The organism is Hydrogenoanaerobacterium sp., from assembly GCF_032017025.1.
In the GTDB taxonomy this organism is placed as follows: domain Bacteria; phylum Bacillota; class Clostridia; order Oscillospirales; family Ruminococcaceae; genus Hydrogenoanaerobacterium.
Window position 1 is genome coordinate 41,313 of sequence record NZ_DALZQO010000019.1, and the last position, 11,790, is coordinate 53,102.

Below are 11,790 nucleotides of genomic sequence, written 5' to 3' on the forward strand. Positions count from 1 at the left end.
AGGTGCAGGGCGTTTACACCGCCGCACACCGCATTGTACATACCCACGCTAAGGACGGCACCTGCAACAACAGTATTTCTGCCAAGGAGTTTTATAAGCTGTTTGCAGAGGGCGGTATCGAGGCGATTAACGAGGGCAATTACTCCTCCGAAACGCCCCTTGGCAAGGGCAGCGTACGCTTTGCCGAGTATTTAAAGGCGCTTAAGGATGTGGGCTATACAGGCTTTCTCACGATTGAGCGCGAGGTTGGCAAGGACGCCGCTGCCGATATTATTATGGCGGTGGAATACCTGAACAAAATGATGGAACAGATGTAAAAAAGCTGAGATACCATAACGGTATCTCAGCTTTTTTAGTATTACCCCTACTTGGTAAAGGCGACAAAACCACATTCTGTAGGGTGATCTAAAATACATGCCTTACGGTACTTCAGCAACATAAGTGCAATGGTTGTATCGCCGCCCGCGCAAAGAATATTAATAATGCTAAGCATAGCCAACAGGGTACTGCCCCCAATATAAGCAAGGATAAACCATAAAACACCAAGTACAAACAAAGGCATAAGCCCGCCGATTAAATAGTATGCAAATGCCAATGGCTCTTTGCAGTGACAATACGGAGTAAGATAATTCCACATTACACCAAATCGTATACTTTTCCATTTGTTTTTACAAAAAAGGGCCCATGTCACACCATGTAACAATTCGTGCACAACAATACAAATGAAGAACAACCCCAAAAACAAAAATGGCTCCAAAATTGAAAAAGAGAACTCAATGGGGTTCCATTTCAGCAGGTAAAGAATAAAACAAAGCAATGCAATTGGGCCTGCGGTTACCAAGGCCATAACATTGGCCTTTAACACCGAGATGGTTCCGTTGTTCGCAGTATAGCCCTGCTGCTGCATTTCGCTGCATATTCTATTATAATGTGCGATTCTTTCTTGGCTTTCAAGATTTTGCTGTTCTGACATATCCGTTACCTCGTAATATAGATTTTACCGGCTGCCCGTTGTTTGTTACTGCAACGGTAAATAAGAAACGTTTCGCCCTGCTATGTTTTCCACATGGCGAGGCGCTTGCTGTTGAAAATTATAGCAAAGAATAAAGAATAGCCTTCGCAGCATCTTTGGGGTTGCCGTGGTTGAACACCTCATAATCACAGGTGCTTCGATAGACAGGCAGACGCTTTTCATACAATGCTTTCAGTTCCTCGCGGCTGCTGCTTTGTACAATGGGGCGGTCGCTGTCTTTAATACGGTCGTAGCATAGGTCAAACTCGCTGTTTACAAATACAACGGAGCCGCTTTGTTTGGCGAGCTGCACATTGCGCTCGCGCATGAGTGCACCGCCGCCGGTGGCGATTACCTGACCGTGGTTTTGGCACACGGCGGCAAGCACCTTGGTTTCCAGCTCGCGAAACCCATCTTCGCCTTGTTGGCGGAAGATTTCGGGAATAGACATACCGGCGATGCTTTCAATCCGCTCGTCCATATCCACAAAATCATAAAAAATACGCCACGCAAGCTCTTTGCCCACCGTGGTTTTGCCGCAGCCCATAAAGCCGCAGAGAATAATATTTTTGCGATCCATGCCAGGTCCTCCTATTCTCGTTATCAGAAAAGCTTAAACTTTTCATCAACCGCCGCCGCCATTTCATTGATCAGCGCGGTAATATCGTTTGTGCTATAGTGGGCATTATCCCAAATTTCATGCGCCTTTACCGCCTGCCAAACCAACATAGCCATGCCACCCGCAACCTTGCAGCCCGCTGCCTGCGCTTCGCGCATCAGCTTGGTGACGGTAGGGTTGTAGACAGAGTCAAACACATATTCGCAGCGGGGCAGCAAGGCGGGGTCAACCGCCATCGCATCTACCTTGGGGTACATACCCACAGGGGTGGCGTTGATGAGCAGGTGAAAATCTTCGCCGAGTAAATGCAGCGTTTCAATCTCCACAATGCGCACCTGTGCCTCGGGTATTTGCGAACGGATATCAAACTGCACACGCTGTGCAAGCTCTACTCCACTGGCACGAACTGCCAAAGTTACCTGTGCACCGCAGAGAGCCGACTCGATGGCAAACATTCTGCCTACGCCGCCCGCCCCCAGTACACACACCGAGCGGGAAAGGTCTGCCCCCATCTGCTCAATGGTTTTGCGAAAACCGTAGCAATCGGTGTTATAGCCAATGTACCGGCTGCCGCAGCTCACCACGTTCAGCGCCTTGTAGCGCAGGGCAGTCTCATCCAGCTCGTCCATGTACCCTAAAAGCCCTACCTTGTGGGGTATGGTGACGTTAAAACCCGAAAGAGCCTTAAGCATCGGCATTTTATCCGTGAGCTCCTCGGGCGAAATTTCGTAGATATCGTAGTCATCGGTGTGTCCGCTCAGCTCAAACAGCCGTTTATGGATGGGTGGTGACATGGTGTGCCCCAGGGGATAGCCGAGGATGCCAAATTTTCTTGTCATGATGCAATACTCCAATCTGTGCGGAATAGGGCTGCTTTAGCGTATGGGCTAAAACAGCTGAGCGGCCTTTTCCAGCGCCTTGGGGCTGTCGATGTTGGCAGCTATACTACCTTTTATAGTCTTTTTCACCAGCCCTGTCAATACCTTGCTTGGGCCGAGCTCTAAATAAGTGTCGATTCCCGCCGCCTGCATGGCGTTTACCTCGTCTACAAAGCGTACGGGTGAGGTCATCTGCTGTGCCAGATAACCGGGCAGGTCGGTGAAATCGTTCATTTCTTCGCCGGTTACATTGCAGAAGAATTTTGCTGAGGGCGTGCGGTTGTACTCAAGGGTGAGCAGGCTCTCACGCAGGCGTTCGGCGGCGTCTTTTAGCTTTGTGGTGTGAAACGGCACCTTAACGCCAAGCTGAATGGCTTTTGCACCCTGTACCTGCAAAAGCTCTACGGCGGCGGCTGCCGCTGCCGCATCGCCCGAAATAACGGTTTGCGCAGGCGAGTTGTAGTTAACGGGGAGCACAAAGCCGCCGGTCTGTGCACATGCGGCTTCAATGGCAGCCACGTCGCTGCCAAGAATTGCATACATTGCGCCGTTTAGGTTTTGTGCAGCGTCTTCCATATACTGCGAGCGCCATTTTAGGGCGGTAAAGCCCTGCTCCAAACCAAACACACCGCAGGCAGTAAGCGCCGCCATTTCGCCCAGAGAATGCCCCGCAAATGCCGCAGGCTGCGGCAGGCGGGTTTTGGCGACCTCGTAAACACCTATCGACATCGCATAGATGAGACGGTGCGAAATTGCCGTGCCGCTGATTTCTTCCATTGTGCCTTCAAAGGATGCTTTTGCCACATCAAAGCCGAATACATCGCCCGCACATTCGTAAATGCGGCGGAACTCGGGATACTGCTCGAACATCTCTTTTCCCATTCCGACAGATTGTGAGCCTGTGCCGCTGAATAGAAATGCTATATTGTTCATGATTTTGTCCTTTCATCCGGTCTGATTGCGGCCGGCACATAATTTATCGATAACAATTTTTTGGCTTAAATTCCATTTTTCACAAAAAATTCATTGACAGTTTGACGATTTAAAGTTATTATCTAAAACAGATAAAGTGAAACAACTGTTACAATTTATTTGATAATAGAATATCACTTTTAAAACAAATTATCAAGGGGGAAGAGCGATGAAGGGAATAAAGATTGTTGCCACAGGCAAGTATCTGCCCCGAAATATTGTAAGTAACAACGACTTCTCGGAGATTGTAGAAACCTCCGACGAGTGGATCAGCCAAAGAACGGGTATGAAAAACCGCCATCTTTCCAGCGGGGAGCCAACATGGCTGATGGGCTCGCTGGCGGCGCAGGATGCGCTGAGCAGCGGGGGCATTGACCCGTTGGATATCGACCTTATTCTGGTGACATCGGTTACCTCTGATTATATGACGCCTTCTGCCGCGTGCCTGGTGCAGGCACACATCGGTGCTCAAAACGCCATCTGTATGGACGTGAACGCAGCGTGCTCGGGCTTTGTATATGCGCTTGATATGGCGCGGCGCTACCTGTGCTTTGACGACATTCGCCGTGTGCTGATTGTTTCAAGCGAGACGCTCTCGAAAATCACCGACTACACCGACCGTGCGTCTTGTGTGCTGTTTGGCGATGCCGCAGGCGCCTGCGTGGTGGAGGCTGCCGACAGCCTGTACAGCTCCGACCTTGGTTCAGACGGTACCAAGGCGCAGCTGCTCTATTGCAAAAACCCGTTTCAGGTGAAGCACCCATTTATGAAGCCTGAGCTGGTTCCTGAATATGACGAGATTATAAGCCCTGAAACCGAATTTTTATATATGGATGGGCGCGAGGTGTACAAATTTGCCGTAAAGGCGCTGCCTAAGGCGATTGGGGCAGCATGCGAAAAGGCAGGCATTCGCGTAGAGGATATTGACCTCATCATTCCGCATCAGGCAAATATTCGTATTGTGGAAACCGCAGCGAGAACCCTCGGCGTGCCCATGGGAAAAATGTATGTAAACCTTGAGAAATACGGTAACACCTCCAGTGCGTGCATTCCCATGTGTTTGGATGAAATCAGCAAAGGCGGTTTGCTCAAACGCGGCCAGACGGTTGCGGTGGTGGGTTTTGGAGCCGGCGTTACCTACGCAGCGGCAATTTTCAAGTGGTAGCGGGCGGACAACGTCCGCACGAAAGCCGGGGATAGTATAGTGAAATTCACATAGTCGCATACCTCGCAGCCATAAAAATAGGGCAGGGGCGGATAGGGTCCGCACGAAAGCCGGGGAGAACATAGTGAAATTCCCATAGTCGTATACCTCGTAACCACAAAACAGGGCAGAGGCGGATAGCGTCTGCACGAAAGCCGGGGATAGGACTGCAACAGATTACAATTGATTGGGAGGAAACGGATAAATGATGGTAGAACCAAAGGTGAGAGGCTTTATCTGCACCACTGCCCATGCGCAGGGCTGCAGAGAAAATGTGAAAAGACAGGTTGAATATGTAAAATCACAGCCCAAGGTGGACGGGGCAAAAAAGGTGCTGGTGATTGGTGCTTCCACCGGCTATGGTTTGGCGTCCCGCATCAGCTCGGCGTTTGCTTGCGGTGCAGCCACCATCGGTGTAATTTTTGACAAGGCGGCAAGCGGCAACAGAACCGCAAGCGCCGGCTGGTACAACACCGCCGCATTTGAAGAGTTTTCGGCGCAGGATGGCATCTACGCAAAAACCATTAACGGCGACGCATTCTCGCAGGAGATTAAGGAACAGACCATTGAGCTCATTAAGAAAGACCTCGGTAAGGTTGATCTCGTTGTCTACAGCCTTGCTTCCCCGCGCAGAACCACTGCGGACGGCACTGTTTATTCCTCGGTACTAAAAACCACAGGCTCGCCATATACCAACAAAACCATCGACCTGCGCAACAACGCCATCTCCAAAACCACCATTCCCAGCGCCACCGAGGACGAAATTGCCGCCACCGTGAAGGTGATGGGCGGCGAGGATTGGAAGGACTGGATGACGGCGCTGAAAGCGGCGGATGCGATTGAGGATGGTGCAATGACCGTCGCGTATTCCTACATTGGGCCGGAGGTGACCCACCCAATGTACCTGAACGGTTCCATTGGAATGGCAAAAAATCACCTTTATAAAACTGCAGAGGAAATTACCCGTGAGGTTGCAGGTGTAAACGCTTATGTCTCAATCAACAAAGCACTGGTTACGCAATCCAGTTCGGCAATTCCCGTTGTGCCGCTATACATTTCAATCTTATACAAGGTGATGAAGGAAAAAGGCATTCACGAGGGCTGTATTGAGCAGATGTACCGCCTGTACCATGAAAGGCTTTATGCGCCGCAGCTTGCCTTGGATGAGCAGGGGCTGATCCGCATTGACGACTGGGAGATGCGCGATGATGTACAGGACGAGGTGACCGCGTTGTGGCAGAGCATCACCGATGATAACGTAAAAGCTTCCTCCGATATTGATGGCTACTGGGAAGACTTTTACCGGATGTTCGGGTTTGAGTTTCCGAACATCTGTTACAGCGATGATATCGACATTGACGTTAAAATTCCAAGCATAGAAGAATGATAGGATCTTACGATAAGGGGTGTCTGAATTGGCAAGAACAGCATTGATAACAGGCGCGGCAGGCGGAATTGGCAAGGCAGTTGCGTTAAAGCTTGCATCACAGGGCTATAACATTGCCGTAAACTCACGCAATGAAGCGGGTGAGCAAACCGCAAAGGAGTGCCGTGAGCTGGGTGTAGAAAGCGAAAACTTTATTGCAGATGTTGCAAACTTTGAGCAGTGCGGCGAAATGATAAAAGCGGTTGTCGCCCGTTTTGGCAGCCTGGATGTGCTGGTAAACAATGCGGGCATCACCAAAGACGGGCTGCTGGCCCGGATGAGCGAAGAAAACTTCGACGCAGTGATCAGCGTTAACCTCAAGGGTGTGTTTAACATGTGCCGCCACGCAAGCGGCGTGATGATTAAACAGCGCGGGGGCAGAATCATCAATGTCAGCTCGGTGGCAGGCGTTTACGGAAATGCAGGCCAATTCAACTACTCTGCGTCCAAAGCGGGTATTGTGGGCATGACAAAGACTGCAGCGAAAGAGCTTGGCGGCAGGGGAATAACCGTCAACGCGGTTGCCCCCGGCTTTATACAAACCCCAATGACCGACGTATTGCCTGAGAAAACCAAAGAGCTGATGCTCGGACAGATTGCACTCGGGCGCTTTGGCAAGCCTGAAGATGTCGCTGCGGCGATTGCGTTTTTTGCAAGCGAAGAGGCGAGCTACATTACAGGGCAGGTACTGGTGATTGACGGCTGCATTCGTATGTAGCGGGCAGTGGCGGAGAAGATTAATTGTTACGGAGGTTAAGATAGATGAAAAGAGTGGTAATAACAGGCGCGGGTGTACTTTCCCCCGTTGGTAACTCAGTAGAGGAATTCTGGACTTCACTCAAGGCAGGCAGACACGGAATATCAGAAATTACAAGCTTTAAGAGCGAAGTGCTCACCACCAAGCTGGCAGCGGAGATCAAAAATTTTGACCCCACCGCGTTTGGTATCGATAAAAAAAGTGCGCGCCGCATGGATCGCTACTGTCAGTTCGCGGTGGCGGCATCCAAAATGGCGGTTGAAGATGCTGGTACGGCATTTGAAGATCTCGACCCATTCCGTGTGGGCGTCATCATCGGCAGCGGCATCGGCGGGCTGAACAGCATTGACGAAGAGCACACAAAATACATGCAAAAAGGTACGAACAGAATCTCGGTATTTTTTATTCCGATGATGATCTCCAACATGGCGGCGGGCACTGTAGCAATGGAATTCGGCTTTAAAGGCACGAACTACAGTGCGGTAACTGCCTGTGCATCGGGCGCTCATTCCATCGGCGAGGCTTACCGCAACATTAAGCACGGCTACCTCGATGCCGCTGTTACAGGCGGTGCAGAAGCAGCAATTTGTGAATTTGGCATGGGTGGTTTCGAAAACATGGGTGCGGTTTGCACCGCCACCAACCCCGACCGCGCGTCTATTCCGTTTGATAAAGAGCGCAGCGGGTTTGTTATGGGCGAGGGCGCGGGTATTCTAGTGTTAGAGGAATACGAGCATGCGATAAAACGTGGTGCAAAAATTTATGCAGAAATTGTGGGCTACGGTGCCACCGCCGACGCTTACCACATCACCAGCCCCGACCCAACCGGAGCGGGCCCAATGATGGCGATGAAACTTGCCATCGACGAGGCGGGCATCTCTCCCGACAAGGTAGGCTACATCAATGCGCACGGCACCTCCACCGGCCCCAACGATTCCTGCGAAACTCAGGCAATCAAGCTGGTTCTGGGCGATGCGGCAAATACTGTTGCAATCAGCTCCACCAAGAGCATGACAGGGCACCTGCTGGGTGCGGCCGGCGGCGTTGAGGCAATCGCTTCGGCACTGGCACTCAAAGATGGCATTCTGCCGCCTACGGCCGGCTATCAAGTACCCGATGAGGAATGTGACCTCGATTACATTACCGAGGGTGCAAGGGCGTCGGATGTGCAGTATGCGCTCTCCAACTCGCTGGGCTTTGGCGGGCACAATGCCTCGCTTTGCTTTAAAAAGTACATTGCGGAAGAATGAGGTGTTTTTATGAGCTACACAACAAAAGAGATTATTGAGCTGATGGAAAAAGCGGCACAGCTGAACGTCAGTGTTGAAATAGCAGAAAATGATTTTGCGGTAAAGATAGACGGCAAAGAAGAGCGTATTTACGCTGCACCTGTGGCGGAGATACCTGCGGCTTTACCCGGAACAACCAACATTCAGGCAACGGTCATCAACCCCACCCCCGAGCCGCAGGCAGAGCCGAAGGGAACCGTGGTAAAATCGCCCATTGTGGGCACCTATTATGCCTCCCCCGCACCGGATAAGGACCCGTTTGTCAAGGTTGGCCAAAAGGTGAAAAAGGGCGAGGTACTGTTTATCATTGAATCGATGAAGCTGATGAACGAGGTAACCAGCGACTACGACGGCGTGGTAAAAGAAATTTTAGTGGGCAACGGGCAGGCAGTCGAATTTGGGCAGCCGGTTCTCGTCTTGGAATAGGAGGGATACGATGGCACTGCTAAATCAAGAACAGATCAAAGAGATTATCCCCCACCGCGATCCTTTTTTGCTGATTGATGAGATCACCGAGCTGGAGCCGGGCGTGCGTGTGGTTGGCAAAAAAATACTCAAGACCGACGAGTATTGGTTCAAGGGGCACTTCCCGCAAGAGGCAGTTCAGCCCGGTGTGCTTACCATCGAAATGCTGGCGCAGGCGGGCGCTGTGTGCATACTCTCGCTACCCGAGAACAGGGGCAGGGTGGCGTATTTTGCGGGCATAGACAAGGCAAAGTTCAAACGTAAAATTCTGCCCGGCGAAACCATTACCCTCGAGCTTGAAATCATCAAGACACGCGGGCCCATTGGCGTTGGCAAGGCAGTTGCCAGTGTAGACGGCAAAAAGGCAGCTTCGGCAGAGCTTACCTTTGCTTTGGGCGACCGCGTGTAGAGAATACTAGATTTTGCTGAAAGGGCATACAGCTATGTTTAACAAGATATTGATTGCCAACCGCGGCGAGATTGCGGTGCGCATTATAAGAGCCTGCCGCGAACTGGGTATCCGTACCGTAGCCGTGTGCAGCGAGGCGGACAGAATGGCGCTGCACGCACAGATTGCGGATGAGACCATCTGTATTGGCCTCGCCCCAAGCAAGGACAGCTACCTGAACATGCAGGCGATTCTGGCGGCATGCGAGGTTACCGGCGCGCAGGCGGTGCACCCGGGCTTTGGTTTTCTATCCGAAAACAGCTCGTTTGCACGGCTGTGCGAGCGCTGCGGCGTAAAGTTTATTGGCCCTGCACCCGAATCGATTGACCGTATGGGCGACAAGGCGAACGCTAAAATCACCATGAAAAATGCAAAAGTTCCTGTAGTGCCCGGTTCAGACGGTGCGGTTACCTCTATGGCGCAGGCCAAACGCATTGCCCGCGAGGTGGGCTACCCCGTTATGGTAAAGGCAAGTGCCGGAGGCGGCGGGCGCGGCATCCGCAGGGTGGATAGCGAGGAAGAACTCGAAAGCGCTGTGATTGCTGCACAGCAGGAGGCGCTGCGGTTTTTTTCGGACGATACCATCTACCTTGAAAAGTTTATTGTAGATCCGCGCCATGTTGAAATTCAAATTCTCGGTGATGAACACGGCAACCTCATTCATTTGGGCGAGCGGGATTGTTCTTTGCAGCGCCGCAACCAGAAGATGATTGAGGAATCGCCCTCACCGTCACCACTGATGAACGACGAGCTGCGCGCCCGCATGGGCGAGGCAGCGGTAAATGCGGCACGCGCTGTGGGGTACTACAACGCGGGCACTATCGAGTTTTTGCTTGATGCAAACGGCGACTTTTACTTTATGGAGATGAATACCCGTGTGCAGGTAGAGCACCCTGTTACCGAGTTTGTAACGGGCATTGATATTGTACAGCAGCAGATTAAAATTGCGGCTGGTGAACCGCTGGAATACAAGCAGGGGGACATCACCCTGAAAGGGCACGCAATTGAGTGCCGTATCAACGCCGAAAACCCCGCGTTTGGCTTCCGCCCGTCCCCAGGCACAGTACAGGCGCTGCATATGCCGGGCGGGCCCGGAATAAGGGTTGACAGTGCGATGTATGCAGGGTATACTATTCCTCCGTATTATGATTCTATGATTGCTAAGCTGATTGCCTACGCGCCAACGCGCGAACAGGCACTTGCAAAGATGAAATGGGCACTGGCGGAGTTTTTGGTTGAGGGTGTTGATACCAACATCGACTTTCAGCTGGATTTACTGCGCGATCGTGATGTGGAACGCGGCAATTTTGATATTGGCTTTTTAGCCCGCAGAGCAAACAAGCAATGCTGAAACGGGCAAAGGTTTTGAAAAAAGTTTTTGGCCACAAGAGTGGTGAAAAGCAAGTGGCAAGGAGGGGGGAGCTGGGATGCTACAGGATATTTTTAGCAAGGTTAAAATAAGAATGGATGACGGAACACAAGCTGTGGCCGGAATGATCAATAAGTTTTCGACAGCGTCCGACCTGCTGTTCAAGTGCCCGCGCTGCGGACATGTCGAAATTGCGGAGGAGTTTGAGAAAAACCTCAAGGTTTGTACCGCCTGCGGTTATCATTCCAGAATAACTGCCGCAGAAAGAATGAAAATAACGGTTGACAACGATACCTTTTATGAATATGATAGGGAAATGACAAGCAAAAACCCCATCGATTTTCCCGACTATGAGGCAAAGATTGCAGCATTGCAGAGCATAACAGGTTTGCGTGACGCGGTGGTAACCGGCAAATGCAGCATTGAGGGTGAGCACTGTGCAATTGGTGTGATGGACTCCTCTTTTATGATGGCATCCATGGGCTCTGTGGTGGGTGAAAAAATCACACGGCTGTTCGAGCGTGCAACCCAACAGCAGCTGCCGGTGGTGCTGTTTACCGCTTCGGGCGGTGCCAGAATGCAGGAGGGCATTGTATCGCTGATGCAGATGGCGAAAACCTCCGGCGCTGTGGCACAGCATTCCGATGCGGGGCTGCTTTACATCACGGTGCTTACCGACCCTACCACGGGCGGTGTAACCGCAAGCTTTGCGTCGCTGGGAGATATCATTTTAGCCGAGCCTAAGGTGCTCGTCGGCTTTGCGGGGCGCAGAGTCATCGAGGGTACCATTAAGCAGCGGCTGCCCGATGATTTTCAGTCGGCCGAATTTCTTCTCGCCCACGGCTTTGCCGACAGCATTGTACCCCGCAGCGAGCTGCGCGGTACCCTGTCGCACCTGCTAAGGCTTCATGCAAAGGGGGCGGCACAGAATGTCTAAAACAGCTTGGGAGAGTTTAGAGCTTGTCCGCCACAAAGAACGCCCCACAATCGCAGATTACATCCCCCTTATTTTTGATGACTTTTTTGAACTGCACGGTGACCGATATTACAGTGACGACGCGGCGATCTACGGCGGCATCGGCACGCTGGATGGAACACCCGTTACCGTAATTGCACAGGTAAAAGGAAGAAACCTCACCGAAAACCAAGCATGCAACTTCGCCATGCCTCACCCCGAGGGCTACCGCAAAGCGCTGCGCCTCATGAAGCAGGCGGAAAAATTCCACCGCCCCGTTATTTGTTTTATCGATACCCCCGGCGCATTCTGCGGCGTAGCAGCAGAGGAGCGCGGGCAGGGCGAGGCGATTGCGCGCAACCTGTTTGAGCTGATGCGCCTAAAAACCCCTGTCAT

13 protein-coding genes and 1 pseudogene are annotated in these 11,790 nt (G+C 51.7%); 10 read left to right on the top strand and 4 right to left on the bottom strand.

The genetic code is table 11. The features are described 5' to 3' along the window. Nucleotides 1-317: hypothetical protein (locus tag RTV33_RS11510; RefSeq protein WP_396327402.1), on the top strand; the 317-nt coding region annotated here is incomplete at its 5' end. 47 nt (nt 318-364) lie between these two features. On the opposite strand, the gene RTV33_RS11515 is transcribed toward RTV33_RS11510, so the two are convergent. The 4 genes from RTV33_RS11515 to RTV33_RS11530 form a co-directional block, all read right to left on the bottom strand. Further along, complete coding sequence (locus RTV33_RS11515; RefSeq protein WP_312644392.1) at nt 365-973, bottom strand: DUF3267 domain-containing protein; 609 nt, start codon at nt 971-973, stop codon at nt 365-367. 118 nt (nt 974-1,091) lie between these two features. After that, nucleotides 1,092-1,592, bottom strand: a complete 501-nt coding sequence (locus RTV33_RS11520; protein ID WP_312644394.1) for a shikimate kinase — start codon at nt 1,590-1,592, stop codon at nt 1,092-1,094. Between the two features lie 23 nt (nt 1,593-1,615). Continuing rightward, a complete protein-coding gene (locus RTV33_RS11525; RefSeq protein WP_312644396.1) occupies nt 1,616-2,470 on the bottom strand; it encodes a shikimate dehydrogenase in 855 nt (284 codons plus the stop codon). Between the two features lie 48 nt (nt 2,471-2,518). After that, nucleotides 2,519-3,442, bottom strand: coding sequence for an ACP S-malonyltransferase (locus RTV33_RS11530; protein ID WP_312644398.1), 924 nt, complete (start codon nt 3,440-3,442; stop codon nt 2,519-2,521). A gap of 208 nt (nt 3,443-3,650) precedes the next feature. On the opposite strand from RTV33_RS11530, the gene RTV33_RS11535 reads away from it, so the two are divergent. The 9 genes and pseudogenes from RTV33_RS11535 to RTV33_RS11575 all read left to right on the top strand — a co-directional run. Then, nucleotides 3,651-4,646 carry a beta-ketoacyl-ACP synthase III gene (locus RTV33_RS11535; protein WP_312644400.1) on the top strand — a complete coding sequence of 332 codons (996 nt, stop codon included), beginning with the start codon at nt 3,651-3,653 and terminating at the stop codon, nt 4,644-4,646. 244 nt (nt 4,647-4,890) lie between these two features. After that, on the top strand, nt 4,891-6,072 hold the full coding sequence (fabV, locus tag RTV33_RS11540; protein ID WP_312644402.1) for an enoyl-ACP reductase FabV: 1,182 nt from the start codon (nt 4,891-4,893) through the stop codon (nt 6,070-6,072). Between the two features lie 28 nt (nt 6,073-6,100). After that, complete coding sequence (gene fabG, locus RTV33_RS11545) at nt 6,101-6,829, top strand: 3-oxoacyl-[acyl-carrier-protein] reductase (RefSeq protein ID WP_312644404.1); 729 nt, start codon at nt 6,101-6,103, stop codon at nt 6,827-6,829. Nucleotides 6,830-6,873: 44 nt separating this feature from the next. Next, a complete protein-coding gene (gene fabF, locus RTV33_RS11550; protein WP_312644405.1) occupies nt 6,874-8,118 on the top strand; it encodes a beta-ketoacyl-ACP synthase II in 1,245 nt (414 codons plus the stop codon). 9 nt (nt 8,119-8,127) lie between these two features. Then, nucleotides 8,128-8,583, top strand: a complete 456-nt coding sequence (gene accB, locus RTV33_RS11555; RefSeq protein WP_312644406.1) for an acetyl-CoA carboxylase biotin carboxyl carrier protein — start codon at nt 8,128-8,130, stop codon at nt 8,581-8,583. Between the two features lie 10 nt (nt 8,584-8,593). After that, nucleotides 8,594-9,031, top strand: coding sequence for a 3-hydroxyacyl-ACP dehydratase FabZ (gene fabZ / locus RTV33_RS11560; protein WP_312644408.1), 438 nt, complete (start codon nt 8,594-8,596; stop codon nt 9,029-9,031). Between the two features lie 34 nt (nt 9,032-9,065). After that, nucleotides 9,066-10,421 (top strand): acetyl-CoA carboxylase biotin carboxylase subunit, encoded by a 1,356-nt coding sequence (accC, locus tag RTV33_RS11565; RefSeq protein WP_312644410.1) that lies wholly within the window; start codon nt 9,066-9,068, stop codon nt 10,419-10,421. Nucleotides 10,422-10,497: 76 nt separating this feature from the next. Then, nucleotides 10,498-11,376, top strand: coding sequence for an acetyl-CoA carboxylase, carboxyltransferase subunit beta (gene accD, locus RTV33_RS11570; protein ID WP_396327407.1), 879 nt, complete (start codon nt 10,498-10,500; stop codon nt 11,374-11,376). After that, nucleotides 11,369-11,790 (top strand): annotated as a pseudogene (locus RTV33_RS11575) (acetyl-CoA carboxylase carboxyl transferase subunit alpha); the annotation flags it as partial. The gene accD and the pseudogene RTV33_RS11575, both read left to right, overlap by 8 nt.